Source organism: Rikenella sp., assembly GCF_056799795.1.
On sequence record NZ_JBQIQO010000005.1, the window covers coordinates 29,577 to 49,083 of the forward strand.

Below are 19,507 nucleotides of genomic sequence, written 5' to 3' on the forward strand. Positions count from 1 at the left end.
GTTTGAAAAAAGATTTTTATGGATACGATTGAAATCATCCAAATTGTACTGGTGACGGTGGCTATTTTGGTGGGTGCCTCGTGGAGTGCGGTGGGGGGAAAGAGCAAACGGAAAAGAAAAGAGATCGAGCCGGAGCGGCGCGTAGAGCGGAGAATGGTGTCGGAAGGGCGTCAAGAAGAGTCTGGACATTGGGAGGTCGAGCAGCAACGGGAGTTGAAGCGTCAGGAGGAGCTGAAACAGGCGGTGGCGAGAGCGGAGGCGCGTCCTGTGTCTGTTTCGATGGCGGTTTCGGAGCTTGCGGATGGGGGCGATGAGTTGAATGGGGGAGCAGAAACGCTGGAGATGCAGCGGGAGGAAGAAAGTTTTGTGGCGGTGGATTTGAAGACGATGATTATTGCGAGCGAATTGCTCAGACCGAAATACGAGGAGTACTAACATTCGATTTAACATAATTAAACTCAAATAAATCATGTCTACGATCTTCAGCAAGATCATCGGGGGAGAAATCCCGAGTTTCAAGGTGGCGGAGGATGAGCGGCATTATGCTTTTCTGGACATCAATCCGTTGGCGGAGGGACACACGCTGGTGGTGCCGAAACGGGAGGTGGACTATCTGTTCGATTTGCCGGAGGAGGAGTTGAAGGAGTTGATGGCTTTTGCACGGCGGGTAGCGATTCGATTGCGGGAGGTGATGCCGTGTCGGCGGATCGGAATGGCGGTGATCGGACTCGATGTGCCGCATGCGCATATCCACCTGGTACCGATCAACGAGGGAGGCGATTTGGATTTCAGCCGACCGAAATTGAAACTGACGCCGGAGGAGTTTCAGGCGATTCAGGAGAAAATCCAGTTTTAGACTTCCGAGGATTGTGAGTTCCGTTTGCCGCTCATAGAGGCGAACGGGTTTAGTTTTAGCCTTAGCTTTTTGCTAAGGCTTTTTTTGTTGGTGCACATAGTCATGGCGAGCTCGTTTCGAGCTCGCCATTTTTGTTTTTATACCCTCAAAAGGGATTACAGATGTGGAAATACGAGTTGTAAATGTATGTTCCATAGCATGAATAAGTCTATATTATTTTTATATAATAAATATGATTTTCAGCTTGTTATGTATTTTTAATTCGAGTATTAGTTATTTGTTTGTTCGCTGATGCAGGTGATAAAATACCCTAACGACACTTTCCTAGAATATATAGTTTATTTAGTACGCTGAATTTTAGTGTGTTGTGAATTTTATATAAACTTAATTTATTGATTTGATTTTTCCCTTGTCGTGGAGGGTAGTAAATAAATAGAGGGGATGTCGAGTGAGTTTACAAGGAAGTATTATCTTTGTAAATGCGCTAAATGTTACGAATATGAAAGAAAGATTGGCTCAATTCCTCAAATTAGAGGGGCTTACAGCTGTAAAGTTCGCGGAGATTATGGAGGTGCAACCCTCCAGCATATCGCACTTATTAGCCGGTAGAAACAAGCCGAATTTTGAGTTTATCTCCCGAATGCTGCTCCGTTTTCCCGAGTTGAATCCGGATTGGGTGATCAATGGACTGGGAGAGATGTATAAATCCGTAAATACGCCCAAGAATGATTTATTTACCGATGTAAACAAAGGGAGTATTACAGAAGTAAATCAAGAGAAAATCGAAGAGAAAGCGAGTGTGGCTACAGGTGTAAACGACAAGCAAGATGCAGATAATCATAGTAATATAACACACATAGAGCCAGCAAAACAGTCAATTATAGATGTAAACTATAAAATTAGGGCGGATATACCACGGGAGGATTTATCGCACTCGGAAAAAGAGGCTCCGAAAAAAATCGCGCGGGTCATTATCTTTTTTGCGGATGGTACGCTGGAGGATTATCGTCCCGATTAAATCGAAAAAATCGCAATTAGTTATGTTAAATAATCTGGGCGGTAGATGGTTTTAATGACGTCTCTTTATTTGATTGTTATTTATATTATGTTAAATAATGGTGGGGATAATTTAGGTGTGACGGCTCAAACCAGCCCTGTCGCTGCAATTGGATTCGTTGGCCGAACACGATTCCACGGTGCGCAAACCGGATAAAATGACGCTCGTGGAGGCGGATGTTTCCGAAACCGGGCAATGGGGAGATTCGACGATACGTTATAGGTTTTTAGGGAAAGATTCGCTATTTTGCGAAAAACCTTCTCGATCGACTCCTCTATATGCCTGCTGTTATGAAGAAAAAAATTGTCTTGGAATATCCTTTTTCCTGTACGCCCGGTTCGCTCTACCGGGCGATTACTACCCCGCTGGGACTCGGTAGTTGGTTTGCAGACCGGGTCGAGGTGACGGGAGATTGTTATGTGTTTTTCTGGAACAGAACGACTCAGACGGCTCGGATGGTGCACCAGAAACCGAATGTCTCGGTGAGGTACGAGTGGCTGGACGAGGAGGGCCATGAATTCGAATTCCGTTTGTCGCACCAGGAGCTGACGGGGGATTTGATGCTGACGGTCATCGATTTTGCGGAGGAGGCGGAGGTGGAGGATTGCCGCACGCTCTGGAATGCGCAGGTCGAGAAGTTGAAACGGGCGATCGGTTGTCCGAAAAAATGATAAATTTGTACTCTTAATTGTCTGTCCGCTCTTTGGCGCGATTCTACGGGGGGAGAAGGTACGCCATGGAGGGAATTGATGAATAAACCGATGAGGATGAAAAACATATGGATTGCGGTACTTGCCGTGCTCGGCGCAGGAATGGCCGGTGCGGCTGCCGACAATCATATCGTCGGTTCCTGGCAGGGGCGGCTCAAGGTGACGCCGCAGGTGGAACTGAAACTGGTGTTTCATCTCGAAACCGATGCGGACGGCAGAGCTTCGGTGACATTGGATTCGCCGGATCAGGGGGTTTATGGGATAGTCGGCGAGGTCGACTGCCTGTCGGCGGATTCCATCCGGGTGTCGGTGAGGCGTATCGGTTTGTCGTATGCCGGACATCGGGAAGGGGACGAATGGGTCGGAAGGTGCACGCAGGGGGCGATGGATGAGGAGCTTATATTGTATGCGGGAAAAGCGGAGGCAGGCCGACCGCAGACGCCGCGGCCTCCGTTCCCTTACGGTACGAAAGAAGTTACCTTTAACAATCTGCGGGATCAGGTCGTTCTTGCCGGAACACTCACGCTGCCGGAAGGCTGCACGGCTGAGACGCCTGCTGTGGTGATGGTGACGGGGAGCGGACTGCAAAATCGGGATGAGGAGATTTTTGGGCATAAACCGTTTGCGGTGATTGCGGATTATCTGGCGCGGAACGGTATCGCCTCTTTGCGGTATGATGACAGAGGTTTCGGTGAATCTACCGGTGACGGGACAAATGCAACGACTGAGGATTTCGCGCAAGACGCAAAGGCGGGGGTGGAATATATGCGTCGGATCGGAAATTTCAAACATGTCGGTATCCTTGGGCATAGCGAAGGGGCTACGGTTGCGTTTATGTTGGGTGACAAGAACGATCCGGTGCTTTGCGCCGGGCCCGATTTCATTATTGCCCTGGGGGCGCAGGCTGTTCGGGGCGACAGTATCCTGATAGACCAGAGCACGACTGCGTTGGAGCAGGGAAATATGCCCGAACGGGTCGTGTCTGACTATGCAGAGGCGTTGCGGAAGGTCTATGCCCTGAAAATGGAGAAGGGCGACGGCGAGGCATTTGACAGGGTGGAGACTATATGCGCTGGGTGGGAAACAACCCCTGTTCATGCCGCTTTGAAAGAAAATCTGAAGAAAATAGCCGGCGAACCGAATCCTTGGATCGGATACTTCATCGGCTTTTCGCCGGCCGGGAGTATCGCTGCGACCGACTGTCCGGCATTCGTGCTTTATGGAGAAAAGGATATTCAAATCCGGCCGGATTTGAATATGCCTCCGATGCGACGGCTCGCGCCCGATGCCACGATCAAACTCTATCCGGGATTAAATCATTTGTTCCAACAGGCGCAAACGGGGGCTGTGCTGGAATATGGCACGATTGAAGAGACCATCTCTCCCGAGGTGCTCCGCGATATTCAAAATTTTATAACCTCTTTATATGGCGTAAGGCTTCGATCCGGAAGTTAGCATTACATGAAGACAGTTTATCGTTTCGTATTGAAAGCCTACGTGGGGCCCATGGTGCTCACGTTTTTTATCGTGATGTTCATCCTCCTGATGCACTATCTGTGGATGCACATCGACGAGCTGGTTGGAAAGGGGCTCGGCCCCGGGGTGATTATCGAGCTGGTGCTCTACGCCAGTGCGACCCTTGTGCCGATGGGGCTGCCGCTCGCGACGCTGCTGGCATCGATCATGACGATGGGGAATTTGGGCGAGAACAACGAACTGCTGGCGCTGAAGGCGGCCGGGATTTCGCTGCCCCGGATCATGAAACCCCTTATTATCCTGATGACGGTGGTCTGCGTCGGGAGTTTCTTCGTGATTAACGACCTGACCCCTTATTCGTTCCGGAAAATGATCTCGTTGATGCGGGATATCTCCAAGCAGCGGCAGGAGATGAAGTTCCAGGACGGGATTTTCTTCAACGGCATTCCGGATCGGAGCATCCGGATCGGTCATCAGGATCCGGAGACCAACAAACTGACCGATATCCTGATCTACGACAATGCCAAGTACAGCAACATGCAGACGATCGTGGCCGATTCGGGGTATATCCGCATCTCGGACGACAAGAAATACCTGCTGGTGCTGCTCTATAACGGTCAGATTTACGAAGAGAACCGCGATTACCAGTGGTTCGAACAGAATGAATTGAGTCATCACCTGTTCGATGAACAGCAGCTGCTGATTCCGTTGTCGGGCTTTGCGTTTGAGCGGTCGGAGGGCGAGTTCTCGAACCAGAGCGAGACCAAAAACATGCACCAGCTCTCGCACATGATCGACTCGCTGAAACAGGCTCAGGATTCGATCGTTACCCTGTTCGAGCATCGGCTCATCAAGTCGCACATCTTTCGGAATATGGCCTCGATGGAGCTCGATTCGCTGCTGCCGCTGCGGAAAGTTTCGGTGGCCGGGATACTCGACACGATGAGCGTCGAGGCACGGAACGCGGTCTTCACGCAGGCGTCGGCGTGGGCCGAGGAGGCCCGCGTCTATAGCGATTACGAGTCGGAATACATGCGTTATACGTCGCAACTGCTCTATCGGGCGCAGGCCGATTTTCAACGAAAGATCGCACTACCCTTCTCTATCATGATCTTTTTCCTGATCGGGGCGCCGCTGGGGGCGATCATCCGGAAAGGGGGGCTCGGGATGCCGATCGTGGTCTCGGTGATCTTCTTCGTGGTCTACTACATCATTACGATTACGGGCGAAAAGTTTGTGAAAGACGGGGCGTGGTCGCCGTTCTGGGGGATTTGGGTGTCGAGTTTCATCCTCTTCCCGATCGCGATCTTCCTGACCTATAAATCGACGAACGACTCGGCGATTTTCAATCCGGATGCCTATAAAAAACGGCTGGAGCCGGCGATCGTCTGGGGACGACGGGTGTGGGAACGTTTCAAAGCATTTAAAAATCAAAAACATACATCGAATGAATAGGAGGCTCAATACCATCGAGGAGGCGATCGAAGATTTCCGTCGGGGCGAGTTCGTTATCGTTGTGGACGACGAGGATCGGGAGAACGAAGGGGATTTGATTATCGCGGCGGAAAAAATTACGCCCGAACAGGTCAATTTCATGCTCAAGGAGGCGCGGGGGGTGCTTTGTGCGCCGATCACGCTGTCGCGCTGCGCGGAGCTCGATCTGCCGCACCAGGTGACGGACAATACGTCGGTGCTCGGGACGCCGTTTACGGTGACGATCGATAAACTCGAAGGGTGCAGTACGGGGGTTTCGGCGGCGGATCGGGCGGCTACGATCCGGGCGCTGGCCGATCCGGCTTCGACGCCGGCCACTTTCGGGCGGCCGGGGCATATCAATCCGCTCTATGCGCAGGACAAAGGGGTGTTACGTCGGGCGGGGCACACGGAGGCGGCGGTCGATTTGGCGCGGCTGGCGGGGTTGTATCCGGCGGGGGCGCTGATGGAGATCATGAACGAGGACGGGACGATGGCGCGGTTGCCGGAACTGTTGCAGTTTGCGGAGAAGCACGGGTTGAAGATTATTTCGATCGCCGACCTGATTGCGTATCGTTTGAAAGAGGAGTCGATCATCGAACGGGGAGCGGAGGCGACGTTGCCGACCGAGTGGGGCGATTTCCGGATCGTGGCCTATCGGCAGAAGAGCAACGGGCTGGAACACATGGCGTTGGTGAAGGGGGAATGGGCGGAGGACGAGCCGGTGCTGGTGCGGATGCACTCGTCGTGTGCGACGGGCGATATTTTGGGGTCGTGTCGGTGCGATTGCGGGGCGCAGCTGCACAAGGCGATGGAGATGGTCGAACAGGCGGGACGCGGGGTGATCGTCTACTTGAATCAGGAGGGGCGCGGAATCGGTCTGTTCAATAAAATCAAGGCTTACAAGTTGCAGGACGAGGGGCTGGATACGGTGGAGGCCAATTTGAAGCTGGGGTTCAAGGCGGATGAGCGGGATTACGGGGTCGGGGCGAGCATCCTGCATGATTTGGGGGTGCGGAATATCCGTCTGATGACGAACAACCCGCAGAAGCGGGCGGGGCTGGAGGGTTATGGCCTGAAAATCGTGGAAAACGTGCCGATCGTGATCGCTCCGAATCCGCATAATGCACACTATCTGGAGACGAAGGAGCGGGCTATGGGGCACACGTTGGGGTTGTTCGCCAAAGGGGATTAGTGGGCCCCGGGCTACCGCCACCGGGATACGGGCGCATTGGTCAGCACCGGCACCAACGGCTATAGCTGGCTGTTTGCGACCAACGGTATTTACGGCATACGTTTGAGCTTCGGCGCAACTTGGATCGATCCCGGCGGAGCAGACGCCCGTGCCTACGGTTTTCAGTTGCGTTGCCTCTCGGAATAAACGGGATGCCGCCCCGGGCTACCGCGAAAAAGCAACTGGAATTCAGAATGGAGGTGGAGACGGTGGCTATTGCTGGTCTTTGTCCACGAGCGATATCGGTGGCGTGCTTTTTTGGTTCAACACCAAGGGAGTTGGCTCCAATACTGCGAACAGCCGGGCCAATGGTCGTCAGTTGCGTTGCCTCTCGGAATAAACGGGAGAGATGAGAGATACATTTCCACTACATATATAAATGGAAGCGAAACAGTTACGGATAGTTTACATGGGGACGCCCGATTTTGCGGTCGAACCCCTCAGACGGTTGGTCGAGGGAGGATACCGCATCGTCGGAGTCGTGACGGTGCCCGATAAACCGGCGGGACGGGGGTTGAAAATGCAGCAGTCTGCCGTCAAACGGTATGCCGAAGAGGCTTTGCCGGGCGTGCCGCTGCTGCAACCGGTGAAACTGAAAGACCCTGAGTTTGTCGCGGCTTTCGAGGCGTTGGAGGCCGATTTGGCGGTTGTGGTGGCTTTTCGGATGCTGCCGGAAGTGATTTGGGCGATGCCGAGGCTCGGGACATTCAACCTCCACGCTTCGCTGCTGCCGCAGTACAGGGGGGCGGCGCCGATCAACTGGGCGGTGATGAACGGGGAACGAAAGACCGGGGTGACCACGTTTTTGTTGGATCACGAGATCGATACGGGGGCGATTCTGATGCAGAGGGAGTTGCCGATTTCCGACACTGATACGGCGGGGACGGTGCACGATGGGTTGATGGAGCTGGGGGCAGGATTGGTGGTGGAGACGGTGGAGGCGTTGGCTGCGGGGACGATTCGGGCACAGGCGCAGCTTGCGGATGGAGCCGGTGCGGGCGCACTGAAACCGGCGCCGAAGATTTTCAAGGAGGATTGCCGATTGGTGGCCGAGGGAAAACGGTGGGGGGACTACTCTACCCGTTCGTTGTACGATAAGGTGCGCGGGTTGAGTCCCTATCCGGGAGCGTGGTGCGATTTTCCGGGGTCGGGCGAGGTGTCGGCGCCGAGGACAACGGCTAAAATTCTGGCGGCGCATGGCGAATCTTTTGCGCCCGGCGAGATGGCGAAGACTGCTGATTTTGAATCCGATGGCAAACATTGGTTGCGGGTGGCTTGTGCAGACGGGTGGCTGTACGTCGACCGGTTGCAGGTGGCGGGAAAACGGGCCATGGAGGTCGAAGAATTTTTGAGGGGATACAGAATTTGAGGGGGAGGATTCCCGAAATTGTAACAAAGCTCAATCCAAATAAACAGAGTTATGGCAATCGTATTTACCATCCTAGTGGGAGTGGTCGTCGGCTTGATAGACGCGCTTCCCATGTTTCTGAAAAAGATGAACCGGGCCAATTGCTGGTCTGCTTTTCTTCAGTATGTGGTGGTCACATTCGTCGTTTTCAATACGACGCTTCCGCAGATAGGCGTAACTCATTGGTTGGTCGGCCCCATTGTGGCTGTTCTGATGGCCCTTCCGATGGTCGTGATGATAGCCAGAGAGGAGAAGAAGGCCGTTCCGTTCGTTTTGGTCAATGCGGTGGTGCTTGGTTTTATCATCTCGGCGATCAAGCATTTCACGGCATCGTTTTTTGCTTGAAAGATGCAATCGGCGATCGGGTTGTTTATTCGAAAAAGAGAAGTAGCGTTGCAGTTATCGTTTGCATTTACAGGGAGATACAAGAATGTCGGTTAATGCTTGGGTGAAAATCGTAAACGGCCGGGTGGTGACGCCGGGAGGGATTCTGTCGCAGGGGCAAATCATCGTTACGGAGGGTAAAATCGCTGAGGTGACGGAGCGGAATGTCGAGCTGCCGGCCGATGCCGAAGTGTTCGATGCGGAGGGGTGTTATGTGGCTCCGGGGTGTATCGATATGCATGTGCACGGAGCGGCGGGGCACGATTTTTCGGAGGCGACGCCGGAGGCTTTCCGGGCGATCGTCCGGGCGCATGCCTTGCGGGGGACGACGGCGCTCTACCCGACGATTGCGGCTGATTCCGTGGAGGTTTTTCGGCGGGCGATTCGGACGTGCGAGGCGGTGATGACCGAACCGGCTGGCGATGGGGCGTGTATCCTGGGACTGCACTTGGAGGGCAATTATCTGAATCCGGCGATGAAGGGGGCGCAGCATCCGGATCACATCTATCCCCCGAAGCCGGAAGAATATCGCGAGCTGTTGGAGGAGACGACGTGCATCAAACGCTGGAGCGCGGCTCCGGAGCTGCCGGGGGCGTTGGAGTTCGGTCGGTATGCGTCGGAACGGGGCGTGGTGGTCTCGGTGGCCCATACGACGGCCGACTATCCGGCGGTGAGACGGGCTTGGGAGGCGGGATTCACGCATGCCACCCACTTCTATAATGCGATGACGGCGGTGCATAAGGAGGGGGTCTACAAGCACGAGGGGACGGTCGAGGGGATTTATCTGACCGAAGGGATGACGGTCGAGGTGATTGCCGACGGGATCCATGTGCCGCCGGCGATCTTGCAGCTCGTTTGCCGGATCAAGGGGACGGAGCGGGTGGCTCTGGTGACGGATGCGATGTCGGAGGCGTGCTCGGAGGGGGAAAAGGAGGGGATTTGTCGACGCGATTCGAGGCTGATGATCGAGGAGGGGGTTTGCAAGCTGGCGGACGGTTCAGCCATTGCGGGGAGTATTGCCACGGGGATTCGGCTGATTCGCACGATGGTGCGGGAGGCCGGATGTTCGTTGTCGGAGGCGGTGCGGATGGCAGCTGAGACACCGGCCCGCATTATGGGAATTTGGGAACGGAAGGGAGCGATTCGCCGGGGGATGGATGCCGACCTCATCGTATTCGATGACGATTTCGCGTTGCGGAGGACGATGGTCGGAGGGCGGTGGGTGCGAAAATAGGCTTTGCGCCTTTTCCGGAACGCGGTTACTTTTCGTCGATCAGGTAGATCACCTCGCCCGGGCGGTGCATCAGGAAGTTCTCCCGGGCGAAGCGTTCCAGAAACGCACTGTCTTTCAGCCCGGCGATCACGGCGCTGTCTTCCGCGATCTTGTGGATGTAGAATATCTTTTCCTGTTCCAATTCCCGGATTTTTCGATCCAGCTGCCGGCTGTCGAGGTAGTTGTTCCGGTCGAAAAAGACGATCCACGCGACGAATACCAGGGTCGCGCAGATGAAGATGTTCCGGTTGGAGAAAAGTCGCTCGAATTTCATGGCCTGCCGGGCAAAGATACGGTAAATTTCGGGCGGAGTCAGCGATTGAAAGCGAAAAACGGATCGACCGGCCCGTGTCCCGAACCGATCGAACGGTCGCGGGCGGCGACGATCGCGTCGTGGATGAAGTCTGTCGCCTCTTCCGCCGCTTCGGCCAAGGGCAGGCCCATGGCCAGATAAACGGCCAAAGCGGAAGATAAGGTACAGCCCGTGCCGTGCGTGTTCCGCGTCTCGATCCGGGCGTGGGTGTAGGCATGCGCCGTCGAATCGCCGGTGGAAAAGAGCGTATCGGTGAGCCGGTCGCCCGTCAGGTGACCTCCTTTGAGCAGGACGGCCTGTGCCCCCATCGCTCGAAATCGTTCCCAAACAGTCTCGTAGTCGTCCGGCGAGGCGATGGAGAGCCCCGTCAGTCGTTGGGCCTCGGGAATATTGGGCGTCATGACCGTGGCTAACGGCATCAGGCGGTGTACGATAGCCTCCGTCGCGCTCCCGGCGGTCAGCACGTCGCCCGAGGTGGCGACCAGTACCGGGTCGAGCACGATGATCGGCGGACGGTACGCTTCCAGTAACTTGGCAACCCGCTCGACCACCTCTCTCGTGCCCAGCATCCCGATCTTCACCGCATCCGTCCCGATGTCGTCCAGCACGGCGCGCAACTGTTTCTCAACGATATCCGGCGAGAGGAACTCCACATCCGTTACCCCCCTCGTATTCTGTGCCGTCACGGCCGTCAGGACGCTCGATGCGTAGCCCCCCAAGGCCGAAATGGTCTTGATGTCGGTCTGGATGCCTGCGCCGCCGCCGCTGTCCGAACCGGCTATGGTCAATATGCGTTTCATGGTCAAAAGTGTTTGAATCCGCTGAAATCCAGCGGTTTTCCGTCGTATCGGATTTCGGCCGGCCCGGCGACGCAGCGTCCGATCACAGCCAAAGGTCGTCCGAACCGGGCCGTGAATCGGGCCTGAAGCTCTTCGAACCGCACCGGAGCCACCGTCCCCAGCAAAACGTAGTCTTCGCCGCCGGTCAAAGCCAATTTCAAAGGCTTCCACCCCTGCTCCGTTGCCGTTTTTCGCAATCGGTCGGAGATGGGGAGAGACGCCGTGTCGATCTCCGCCCCGACGCCCGACGCCCGCAGGATGTGTCCCAAATCCGAGGCCACGCCGTCCGAAACATCCATCAGGGCGTGCACATCGGCTTCGCGTCCCAGCCACTCCCCTTCGGCCAGATGCGGTCGCGGACGGTGGTGGGCCTCGATCAGGGCGGCGATTTCCGGCGTGGTCGGCAAATCCGCCAGCAAAGCCTGCAATCCGGCTGCCGAGTCGCCCAGCGGCCCCGTGACGACGATCAGGTCGCCCGCCTCTGCCCCGTTCCGCCGCTTGATCCGGTCGTTTTCCGCTATTCCGAGTACTGTGACGTTGACGACGATACCTTGCGGAGAAACGGTCGTGTCGCCTCCCAAGAGCGGTACGCCGAAAGAGCGGTAGCCCTCGAAAAAACGGTCGCACCACTCTACCCCGACCCCGTCGGCCGGCAGACCGAGGCTCAGGAAGGTGGCCGCCGGCGTGGCCCCCATCGCTGCCACGTCGCTCAGATTGACGGCTAAGTCCTTGTATCCCAAATCGTAGGCCGAAATCCGGTCGCGCAGGAAATGGACATTCTCGATCAGCAGGTCGGTGGTGACGACCATCGACCTGTCGTCGCTCCACGGAATGACGGCACAGTCGTCGCCGATCCCCTCCCACCCTGTCGGTATGAGCGGCCGAAAAGCGGCGGCGATGCGGCCGATCAGTCCGAATTCTCCGATTTCGTCGATTTTCATCGCTCTATGCCTTTCCCGTATCGGTTTTCCATCGGCTGACCCGCTCTATGGCGGTTTCGAATTCCGTCACCAAGCGGCGCATGATTTCCGCCACCGGTTCCACCTCGCGAATCAACGAGGCGATTTGTCCGATCTCCAGCTCTCCTTCCGTCAGGTCGCCTTCGAAAATGCCTCGTTTCGAACGTTTTGCGCCCAGCAACTCTCGCAACTCTTCGGCCGAAGCCCCCCGCGCCTCGGCTTCGGCTACCCGGCGGTAAAATTCGTTTTTAATCATCCGAACCGGGCTTAACTTCTTCAGCGCAAGCATCGTATCCCCTTCTCCGATAGTCACGCACAGCTGTTTGAAAGCCTCGTGGGCCGACGACTCCGCGGCCAGCGCAAAGCGCGTGCCCAATTGCACCCCGTCGGCTCCCAACGCCATGGCGGCCAGCATGCCAGCTCCGGTCGCGATCCCGCCTGCGGCCAGCAGTGGCAGCCCGGTCACCGCCCGCACCTGCGGAATCAGGGCCATGGTCGTAATCTCCTCCCGTCCGTTGTGTCCGCCGGCCTCGAACCCTTCGGCCACGATGGCGTCTACACCCGCCGCCTCTGCTTTTTGGGCGAAACGGGCCGAGGCCACCACGTGCGCCACGGTAATCCCCGCCTCCTTGAGGCGACCGGTGTAGAGAGCCGGGTTGCCGCCCGAGGTGAAGACGATCGGTACGTGTTCGTCGATCAGCAGTTGAATCACCCGTTCGATCTCGGGGTAGAACAGCGGGACGTTCACGCCGAACGGTCGGCCGCTGTCGGCCAGTGCGGCCCGGGTTTTGGCGATGTGTTCCGCCAGCGTCTCGGGGTGCATGGAGCCGGCCCCCAGCAGCCCCAGCCCTCCGGAGGCCGATACGGCCGAGGCGAGCCGCCAGCCGCTGCACCAGACCATACCCCCCGAAACGATGGGGTGTTCTATCTTAAACAGCTCTGTGACAGTAGTTTTCATGAGGAGGTGAGTTTTTGGATATTTATTGGATAAAGATAAAGCAAAAAATCCATAAATTTGTAGAGTGCAATACCGTTGTCGGTGGGCAACGGAAGGGCTGAAATTTTGTCGGGAACACGAAAAAATGGCTGAAAAAAAGATTATTGCGGTGATTGTCGGGGGAGATTCTTCCGAGGATGTGATTTCATACAAGAGCGGAGCGCAGGTGTGGAGCTGCCTGAACCGGGATGTTTATGAACCCTATTTGGTGGTGCTGCGGAAGGGGGTGTGGCGGGTGAATCCGGTGGATGCGACTTCGGAGGGGGCGACGGTGCCGGTGGATTTGAACGACTTCAGTTTCGTCGATCCGGCACAACCGGGGGCGGGCGGCAAAAAAAAGTTCGATTATGCGCTGATCGAGATTCACGGGACGCCGGGCGAGAACGGGATTTTGCAGGGGTATTTCGAATTGATGGGAATCCCCTACTCGACTTGCACGCCGGAGGTTTCGGCGCTGACTTTCAATAAGTCGCTCTGCAAGGCGGTTTTGCGGGGGAGGCCGGGGATCAATCTGGCGCGGGAGATCTTGCTGCGGCGCGGCGAGCCGGTGCCGAAGGCGGACGCTATGGTAGAGGAGTTGGGGTTGCCGTTTTTCATCAAACCGAATGCCAGCGGGAGCAGTTTCGGGGTGACGAAAATCAAATCGGCCGATCCTGCGGCGATCGAAGCGGCTATCGAGGCGGCTTTCGCGGAGAGCGATGCGGTGCTCTTGGAGCAGTTCGTCGACGGGCGCGAGGTGAGCTGCGGAATGATGGTGATCGACGGACGGGAGTGGATTCTGCCGGTGACAGAGTTGATCTCGGAGAAAGAATTTTTCGACTTCGAGGCCAAATACGAAGGGGCGTGTCGCGAGGTGACGCCGGCGATATTGCCAGAGGAGGTGGTACGTGCACTCAATACTGCGACGGCGGAGGCATATCGTACTTTGGGATGCAGGGGGGTCGTGCGGGTCGATTTCATTATCGACCGACGGACGGGAGAGCCCTATTTTATCGAGGTCAACACCACGCCGGGGATGAGCGCGGCCAGTATCGTGCCCCAGCAGTGGCGCGAGGCGGGCCTCACCATGGGCGAAGCGTTCGGAATGATTATCAACGAAACATCAAAACAATAAAACCGTTATGAGTACCAATTACAAGCTTAAGACCGAAGGAGGACTGAAAGCAGGGGCCGAACCGATGGAGATCGTCACCCGGTTCGAGCGCATTCCCACCTACATTGCGGCGACGGCGGAAGAGGGAGCGGTGCGTGTGGCGAACGAAATCGCGGCCACGATCCAGGCCAAAGCGGCGGCGGGAGAAAACTGCGTGCTGGCGTTGACCGCCGGGAAATCGCCCATCGGCGTCTATCGGGAATTGGTGCGGCGGCATAAAAACGAGGGGTTGAGCTTTAAGAATGTCGTGATTTTCACCCAGTTCGAATTCTATCCCATCCAGGCGAACGAACAGCAGAGCTATACCTATTCGTTGTACGAGGAGCTGATCAACCAGGTGGATATTCCGGCCGGACAGGTGCATATGCTGGACGGAACGGTGCCGGCGGAACGGGTCAGCGAATATTGCAAAACCTACGAAGCGGAGATTCTCGCTGCGGGAGGGATCGATATCCTGCTGCTCGGGATGGGCGATCAGGGCCAGGTGGCGCTGAACGAGGCCGGAACCTATCAGAATACCCGCACCCGGATCGTGGCGTTGAGCAATGCGTCGCGCAAACTGGTGGCATCGTCGTTCTACGGGATCGAGAATGTGCCGACGCGGGCGCTGACGGTCGGAATTGCCACTATTATGCAGGCCAAACGCATCATCCTGATCGGTTGGGGCGAGGATAAATCGAAAGTGGCTGTCAAAGTGATCGAGGGGGCTGTGGATGCGGCTGTGCCGGCTTCGTACTTGCAGAATCATACGGATGTCGAGGTGGTGTTGGACGAAGACGCGGCGTCGCAACTCACGCGGGTGGCGACACCGTGGCTCGTGGGGACGTGCGTGTGGACGAACCGGTTTATCCGGAAAGCGGTCTTGTGGCTTTGCCAGAAGGTCAACAAACCGATCCTGAAGGTGACCTATCAGGACTATATTGACAACAGCCTCGGGCAGCTGATCGAAGAGACGGGGTTGACCTACGATAAGATCAATATTCAGGTTTTCAACGATTTGCAGCATACCATCTCGGGGTGGCCGGGCGGCAAACCGAATGCCGACGACTCGACGCGGCCGGCACGGTCGTTCCCGTTCCCGAAACGGGTGGTGATCTTCAGCCCGCATCCGGACGACGACGTAATTTCGATGGGGGGGACATTTATTCGCTTGGCGGATCAGGGGCACGACGTGCATGTTGCTTACCAGACTTCCGGGAATATCGCCGTGCACGACGATGTGGTGCTCCAGACTTTGGATACAGCGCGCGAGTGCGGGTTCGAGGACAAGTACGAACACTTCAAACAGTTGATTCAGAGCAAGGTGAAGGGACAGCCGGAACCGCTCGAGCTCAGAATGTTCAAAGGGGCGATTCGGCGCGGCGAGGCCAGAGCGGCTGACCGGAGTTTCGGCTTGAACGACGATACCAATGTGCATTTCCTCAATCTGCCGTTCTACGAAACCGGTTCGGTGAAGAAGGGGGCGATCAGCCAGGCGGATATCGATATCGTGGTCGCGCTGTTGCGGAAGATTCAGCCGCACCAGATCTATGCGGCCGGCGACCTGTCGGACCCGCACGGCACGCACCGCGTTTGTATCGAAATCGTGCTGGCGGCGGTGAACCAGATCAAAGAGGCGGGGGATGCGTGGTTGAAGGATTGTGTGATGTGGCTCTATCGCGGGGCTTGGCAGGAGTGGGATTTGGATATGGTGGACATGGCGGTGCCGCTGAGTCCGGACGAGGTGATCAAGAAGCGTCATGCGATTTATCGCCACTTGTCGCAGAAGGATATCGTGCCGTTCCCGGGGGACGACAAGCGTGAGTTCTGGGAACGGGCGGAAGACCGGACGCAGGCTACGGCGCAGCTGTATGACAAGCTCGGGATGGCGGAATATCAGGCGATCGAGGTGTTTGTGAAATACCCGATTTTCTAACCGCTTTTTCAACTGCATTCGAAACGAGGCCTCCGGGCGTGAATCTCTCTTTACAGAGTTCACGCCCGGAGGCCTTGCATTTACCGAATGATTGGTGAAAGTTTATTGATCCGATTCAGCTGTTTCTGCTTTGGGAACCGGAGTGAATTGGATGAGGTAATAGTCTTCATCCGGTTTCATCATGGCGCCTGTGGCCGCATCGACACCGAGGCCGATTAGGCCGCCTAACAGGATATTGAGCAGAGATGCTGCATTGAAATTTTTGTAAACAGTCAAATTTGTTTTTTCGTACCCTGACGCTTCTGCTGTTACCTCTGTTTTGCGGAACCCTCGTTTTATTTTGGTTCTATACGGAAAAGATACGTGAGTGTGTTTCTGTCCGTCGATGGTCAGTGTGGCGGATTCTACCGGTACATTGCTGTTGAAAGTAACTTTGGCGCGGGAACCGCAGAAGATGGTGGCGCATGACGAACAAACGAGACATGTGGCTGCATATAACAGCAGAGAAGAGAATTTCTTCATGGTGTGGTGATTTAGCGACGTTTATAACTCTTTCGGTAAATGCCGGTTTTGCGGGTTCGGCGAAGACCGCAGAGAAAAAAAGACGTAGAGTCTCCGCCATACGTCATCAAGGCTCACCACAAGCCTCCTTATATTATGGGGCGACTCTACGCTATGAGTATGCGTAGTTCGCCCAACAAATAAGGGTTCGGTTTGCTCGTGTTCGTTTCGAGGTGGTGATTCTGATGACGGTTGAGCAAAATATGTCCGAAAACGACTCGATGTCGCTTCGTTTTTCAAAACAAAGATAGGGAGTTTATTCGGGTTTGGCAAAAGGATGAACGTGGAGGAGGTATAGAGTGTCCTGATGTCAAAAAATTAGACAGTCAATGTCTAATTTTTTGACAACAGTCGGACGATGTATGTTTTGTAACGATTTGTTTATCAGTAAAATAAATAGTTTGGTATGGTTTCGGCATAACCCGGAGTATCTCTATAAAATTCTGGATTGACCATGAAGTTGATTGTACGAAATTTGCTGACCGTCCTGCGACGCTTCCGGCTGGCCTCGACGCTCAATATTCTGGGATTGAGCGTAGCCTTTGCCGCCTTTACGATCATTCTGATGCAGGTGAGCTACGACCGCTCGTTCGACCGGTTCCACCCGAAGAGCGATCGGATTTACCGGGTCGAGGTGAGCGAGGACAGCACCACTTATAATGCGCTGGTGGGGCGGAAATGGGCCGAACTGATCGAAGACCGGCTGCCGCAGATCGAGACGACCGGACTGCGGATAGATTTTGCAACCATCGGGAATCTGGCCAAAGTCGAACGCAACGGCGCGGTGCAGGGCTTCCGGGTCGATGCCCACCTGGTTCATCCGGACTTTGCCGAGATATTCGACTTCCGGATGGTCGAGGGTCGGCGCGAGGTGTTGCAGGAACCGGGACAGGTACTGATTCCGGAGAGCATGGCGCGGAAGTTCTTCGGCTCGGAGTCGGCCGTCGGACGGTCGATCACCTTCACCAGCAACCGCGATACGCTGATGACCGTCGGTGGCGTCTATCGCGATTTTCCGCGCAATACGCTGGTGCAGAATGTGGTCTATTACGGTATCAATCCGACGGTCTGGAAGCCGTGGGACGGCTGGCACTTCAATTATCAGTTGTATGTTACCCTCGCGGAGGGGGCCGATCCGGCGGAGGTCGAACGGCAGTTGTTGGACGAGGTACTCCACTCGCCTGATATTCCGGGGTGGGTTCGGGCTTACAAAGCTGTGCGGCTCCTTTCGCTGGCCGACCTGCACTATGCAGCCGATACGCAGTACGATTCCGTGCCGAAAGGGAGTCGGGCCACGACCTCTGTGCTGTTGGCGATCGCGCTGCTGGTGATCGGCATTGCGGCGGTGAACTTCGTGAATTTCGCCACATCGCTCGTGCCGCTTCGGATCAAGAGCATCAATACACAGAAGGTGTTCGGTTCGTCGGTCGGGATGCTGCGCACGGTGCTGGTCGGCGAGGCGGTGGGAATCGCGCTACTGGCTTTTCTCGCCTCGTTGTTCTGGGTCTATGCGGTCGGGCGAACCGGGTTTACGGCCTTTTTCGAAGCCGATCTGAACCTCGCGACCGAACCGGGTATCGTTGCGATTTCGTTTGCCGTGGCTCTCGGCGTGGGGCTGCTGGCGGGACTCTATCCGGCGTTCTACGCTACCCGCTTTCCGCCGGCGCTGGTGCTCAAGGGATCGTTCGGGCTCTCGTCCCGAGGGCGTGCCCTGCGGACGGTGTTGGTCGGAATGCAGTATGTCATCTCGACGGGGCTGATTATCGCCGCATTCTTCATGCAGCTCCAGAACGGCTATCTCCGCACTCGCGATACGGGATATGATACCGAACAGGTGGCGGTGCTCGAACTCAACGATGCGCTGACCATGGAGCATCGGGAGCAGCTGGTGAACCGGCTCAAGGAGAGTCCGCAGATCGAACACGTCGCTTTCTCTCAGTTTCTGTTCGGCACGGGCGGAGCGCAGGTCAACGAGATACAGATGGGTGGCGAGGAGGTTCGGTTCGCATGTCTTCCGGTGTCGTCCGAGTTTCTGGACGTAATGAAGATTCCGGTGGTGGACGGTCGAAATTTTTCGGAAAACGACAATCAGACCGATAAGAGGCGTTTTATTTTCAATGAGGCGACCCGACGCATGTATCCGACCGTGGAACTGGGATTGGATTTCAGCTACGACTTCGGCGAGGTGGTCGGGTTTATGCCGGACATTAACTACCAACCGCTGCAACTCGCCAGCTCGGGGGCGTTTTGTCTGGGTGTCGAGCCGTTGAGGGGGCGTTATTTCTCGACGTTGCCGTGGACGTATGTCCGGATCAACGGCGATGTGGAGCGGGCGGTGGAACATATCCGCCGGACGGTGGCCGAGTTCGATCCTACGTATCCGGTGTCGGTGCAGTTCTACGACGAGGTCTTCAACAGTGTCTACCAGAAGGAGCGGAAGACGACGGCGCTGATTACGACTTTCTCGTTGTTGGCGGTGGTGATTTCGCTGGTGGGTGTTTTCGGGCTGGTGGTCTTCGAAACCCAGTACCGGCGCAAGGAGATCGGAGTGCGGAAGGTGCTGGGGGCGACGGTGGCGGAGGTTTTGGGGATGTTCAACCGGTCGTTCGTGCGGTTGGTGTTGATTTGCTTCGTAGTGGCGGTGCCGCTGGCGTGGTACGGGGTGACGAGATGGCTGGAGGGGTTCGCCTACCGGACGCCGGTTTACTGGTGGGTTTTCGCGGTGTCGCTGCTGATTGTGCTGACGATTACGCTGGCTACGGTGACGGTTCAGAGTTGGCGGGCGGCGACGGCGAATCCGGTGGATGCGTTGAAGACGGAATAGGTGCGGCGGAGGCGCGATCAAAAAAAGCAGGGAGCACGCTTGCGATAAAGCTTGCTCCCTGTTGCTGTTCAGAAG

The 19,507-nt window shown here is 56.1% G+C and carries 19 protein-coding genes; 14 read left to right on the forward strand and 5 right to left on the reverse strand.

Annotation, left to right across the window (positions count from 1 at the left end; translation table 11 throughout):
* Nucleotides 1-18: 18 nt before the first annotated feature.
* The 11 genes from ACTO3O_RS02300 to nagA all read left to right on the forward strand — a co-directional run bounded on the left by ACTO3O_RS02300 (nucleotide 19) and on the right by nagA (nucleotide 9,832).
* Nucleotides 19-435, forward strand: a complete 417-nt coding sequence (locus ACTO3O_RS02300) for a hypothetical protein (protein WP_297829398.1) — start codon at nucleotides 19-21, stop codon at nucleotides 433-435.
* 34 nt (nucleotides 436-469) lie between these two features.
* Nucleotides 470-856, forward strand: a complete 387-nt coding sequence (locus ACTO3O_RS02305) for an HIT family protein (RefSeq protein ID WP_297625558.1) — start codon at nucleotides 470-472, stop codon at nucleotides 854-856.
* Nucleotides 857-1,304: 448 nt separating this feature from the next.
* Nucleotides 1,305-1,874 carry a helix-turn-helix domain-containing protein gene (locus ACTO3O_RS02310; protein ID WP_297829402.1) on the forward strand — a complete coding sequence of 190 codons (570 nt, stop codon included), beginning with the start codon at nucleotides 1,305-1,307 and terminating at the stop codon, nucleotides 1,872-1,874.
* Between the two features lie 329 nt (nucleotides 1,875-2,203).
* The gene (locus ACTO3O_RS02315; RefSeq protein WP_297829405.1) at nucleotides 2,204-2,584 is read left to right on the forward strand and encodes an START-like domain-containing protein; all 381 of its coding nucleotides are present in this window, start codon (nucleotides 2,204-2,206) and stop codon (nucleotides 2,582-2,584) included.
* Between the two features lie 96 nt (nucleotides 2,585-2,680).
* A complete protein-coding gene (locus tag ACTO3O_RS02320) occupies nucleotides 2,681-4,078 on the forward strand; it encodes an alpha/beta hydrolase (protein ID WP_297829408.1) in 1,398 nt (465 codons plus the stop codon).
* Between the two features lie 6 nt (nucleotides 4,079-4,084).
* Complete coding sequence (locus ACTO3O_RS02325; RefSeq protein ID WP_297829411.1) at nucleotides 4,085-5,554, forward strand: LptF/LptG family permease; 1,470 nt, start codon at nucleotides 4,085-4,087, stop codon at nucleotides 5,552-5,554.
* On the forward strand, nucleotides 5,547-6,767 hold the full coding sequence (locus ACTO3O_RS02330; RefSeq protein ID WP_297625571.1) for a bifunctional 3,4-dihydroxy-2-butanone-4-phosphate synthase/GTP cyclohydrolase II: 1,221 nt from the start codon (nucleotides 5,547-5,549) through the stop codon (nucleotides 6,765-6,767). The genes ACTO3O_RS02325 and ACTO3O_RS02330 overlap by 8 nt, the downstream gene beginning before the upstream one ends.
* 36 nt (nucleotides 6,768-6,803) lie before the next feature.
* Nucleotides 6,804-6,953 (forward strand): hypothetical protein, encoded by a 150-nt coding sequence (locus tag ACTO3O_RS02335; RefSeq protein ID WP_297829414.1) that lies wholly within the window; start codon nucleotides 6,804-6,806, stop codon nucleotides 6,951-6,953.
* 232 nt (nucleotides 6,954-7,185) lie between these two features.
* The gene (gene fmt, locus ACTO3O_RS02340) at nucleotides 7,186-8,175 is read left to right on the forward strand and encodes a methionyl-tRNA formyltransferase (protein WP_297829417.1); all 990 of its coding nucleotides are present in this window, start codon (nucleotides 7,186-7,188) and stop codon (nucleotides 8,173-8,175) included.
* Nucleotides 8,176-8,286: 111 nt separating this feature from the next.
* Nucleotides 8,287-8,559, forward strand: a complete 273-nt coding sequence (locus ACTO3O_RS02345; RefSeq protein ID WP_294591279.1) for a hypothetical protein — start codon at nucleotides 8,287-8,289, stop codon at nucleotides 8,557-8,559.
* Nucleotides 8,560-8,644: 85 nt separating this feature from the next.
* Nucleotides 8,645-9,832: an N-acetylglucosamine-6-phosphate deacetylase gene (gene nagA, locus ACTO3O_RS02350; protein WP_297829421.1), complete on the forward strand. Its 1,188-nt coding sequence runs from the start codon at nucleotides 8,645-8,647 to the stop codon at nucleotides 9,830-9,832.
* A gap of 25 nt (nucleotides 9,833-9,857) precedes the next feature.
* On the opposite strand, the gene ACTO3O_RS02355 is transcribed toward nagA, so the two are convergent.
* The 4 genes from ACTO3O_RS02355 to ACTO3O_RS02370 are packed head-to-tail and all read right to left on the reverse strand — an operon-like array spanning nucleotide 9,858 to nucleotide 12,940.
* Entirely contained in the window at nucleotides 9,858-10,145 is a 288-nt protein-coding gene (locus ACTO3O_RS02355) for an FtsB family cell division protein (RefSeq protein WP_294591276.1), read from the reverse strand.
* Between the two features lie 38 nt (nucleotides 10,146-10,183).
* Complete coding sequence (gene thiD, locus ACTO3O_RS02360) at nucleotides 10,184-10,984, reverse strand: bifunctional hydroxymethylpyrimidine kinase/phosphomethylpyrimidine kinase (protein WP_297829424.1); 801 nt, start codon at nucleotides 10,982-10,984, stop codon at nucleotides 10,184-10,186.
* Nucleotides 10,985-10,986: 2 nt separating this feature from the next.
* The gene (gene thiL / locus ACTO3O_RS02365; RefSeq protein WP_297829427.1) at nucleotides 10,987-11,964 is read right to left on the reverse strand and encodes a thiamine-phosphate kinase; all 978 of its coding nucleotides are present in this window, start codon (nucleotides 11,962-11,964) and stop codon (nucleotides 10,987-10,989) included.
* Nucleotides 11,965-11,968: 4 nt separating this feature from the next.
* Nucleotides 11,969-12,940: an NAD(P)H-dependent flavin oxidoreductase gene (locus ACTO3O_RS02370; protein WP_297829430.1), complete on the reverse strand. Its 972-nt coding sequence runs from the start codon at nucleotides 12,938-12,940 to the stop codon at nucleotides 11,969-11,971.
* Between the two features lie 124 nt (nucleotides 12,941-13,064).
* Here ACTO3O_RS02370 and ACTO3O_RS02375 point away from each other — a divergent pair, with 124 nt between their 5' ends.
* Nucleotides 13,065-14,093 (forward strand): D-alanine--D-alanine ligase family protein, encoded by a 1,029-nt coding sequence (locus ACTO3O_RS02375; RefSeq protein WP_297829433.1) that lies wholly within the window; start codon nucleotides 13,065-13,067, stop codon nucleotides 14,091-14,093.
* 7 nt (nucleotides 14,094-14,100) lie between these two features.
* A complete protein-coding gene (locus ACTO3O_RS02380; protein WP_294591267.1) occupies nucleotides 14,101-16,047 on the forward strand; it encodes a 6-phosphogluconolactonase in 1,947 nt (648 codons plus the stop codon).
* A 102-nt stretch (nucleotides 16,048-16,149) separates the two neighbouring features.
* Here ACTO3O_RS02380 and ACTO3O_RS02385 read toward each other — a convergent pair whose 3' ends face one another.
* Nucleotides 16,150-16,569: a hypothetical protein gene (locus ACTO3O_RS02385; protein ID WP_297625601.1), complete on the reverse strand. Its 420-nt coding sequence runs from the start codon at nucleotides 16,567-16,569 to the stop codon at nucleotides 16,150-16,152.
* 493 nt (nucleotides 16,570-17,062) lie between these two features.
* Here ACTO3O_RS02385 and ACTO3O_RS02390 point away from each other — a divergent pair, with 493 nt between their 5' ends.
* Nucleotides 17,063-19,432: an ABC transporter permease gene (locus tag ACTO3O_RS02390; RefSeq protein ID WP_297829436.1), complete on the forward strand. Its 2,370-nt coding sequence runs from the start codon at nucleotides 17,063-17,065 to the stop codon at nucleotides 19,430-19,432.
* Nucleotides 19,433-19,507 lie beyond the last annotated feature (75 nt).

Coding starts and splice junctions, on each gene's coding strand:
- ACTO3O_RS02300 (WP_297829398.1), top strand. CDS start 19: ATGGATACGATTGAAATCATCCAAATTGTACTGGTGACGGTGGCTATT.
- ACTO3O_RS02305 (WP_297625558.1), top strand. CDS start 470: ATGTCTACGATCTTCAGCAAGATCATCGGGGGAGAAATCCCGAGTTTC.
- ACTO3O_RS02315 (WP_297829405.1), top strand. CDS start 2,204: ATGAAGAAAAAAATTGTCTTGGAATATCCTTTTTCCTGTACGCCCGGT.
- ACTO3O_RS02320 (WP_297829408.1), top strand. CDS start 2,681: ATGAAAAACATATGGATTGCGGTACTTGCCGTGCTCGGCGCAGGAATG.
- ACTO3O_RS02325 (WP_297829411.1), top strand. CDS start 4,085: ATGAAGACAGTTTATCGTTTCGTATTGAAAGCCTACGTGGGGCCCATG.
- ACTO3O_RS02330 (WP_297625571.1), top strand. CDS start 5,547: ATGAATAGGAGGCTCAATACCATCGAGGAGGCGATCGAAGATTTCCGT.
- fmt (WP_297829417.1), top strand. CDS start 7,186: ATGGAAGCGAAACAGTTACGGATAGTTTACATGGGGACGCCCGATTTT.
- ACTO3O_RS02345 (WP_294591279.1), top strand. CDS start 8,287: ATGTTTCTGAAAAAGATGAACCGGGCCAATTGCTGGTCTGCTTTTCTT.
- nagA (WP_297829421.1), top strand. CDS start 8,645: ATGTCGGTTAATGCTTGGGTGAAAATCGTAAACGGCCGGGTGGTGACG.
- ACTO3O_RS02355 (WP_294591276.1), bottom strand. CDS start 10,145: ATGAAATTCGAGCGACTTTTCTCCAACCGGAACATCTTCATCTGCGCG.
- thiD (WP_297829424.1), bottom strand. CDS start 10,984: ATGAAACGCATATTGACCATAGCCGGTTCGGACAGCGGCGGCGGCGCA.
- thiL (WP_297829427.1), bottom strand. CDS start 11,964: ATGAAAATCGACGAAATCGGAGAATTCGGACTGATCGGCCGCATCGCC.
- ACTO3O_RS02370 (WP_297829430.1), bottom strand. CDS start 12,940: ATGAAAACTACTGTCACAGAGCTGTTTAAGATAGAACACCCCATCGTT.
- ACTO3O_RS02375 (WP_297829433.1), top strand. CDS start 13,065: ATGGCTGAAAAAAAGATTATTGCGGTGATTGTCGGGGGAGATTCTTCC.
- ACTO3O_RS02380 (WP_294591267.1), top strand. CDS start 14,101: ATGAGTACCAATTACAAGCTTAAGACCGAAGGAGGACTGAAAGCAGGG.
- ACTO3O_RS02385 (WP_297625601.1), bottom strand. CDS start 16,569: ATGAAGAAATTCTCTTCTCTGCTGTTATATGCAGCCACATGTCTCGTT.
- ACTO3O_RS02390 (WP_297829436.1), top strand. CDS start 17,063: ATGAAGTTGATTGTACGAAATTTGCTGACCGTCCTGCGACGCTTCCGG.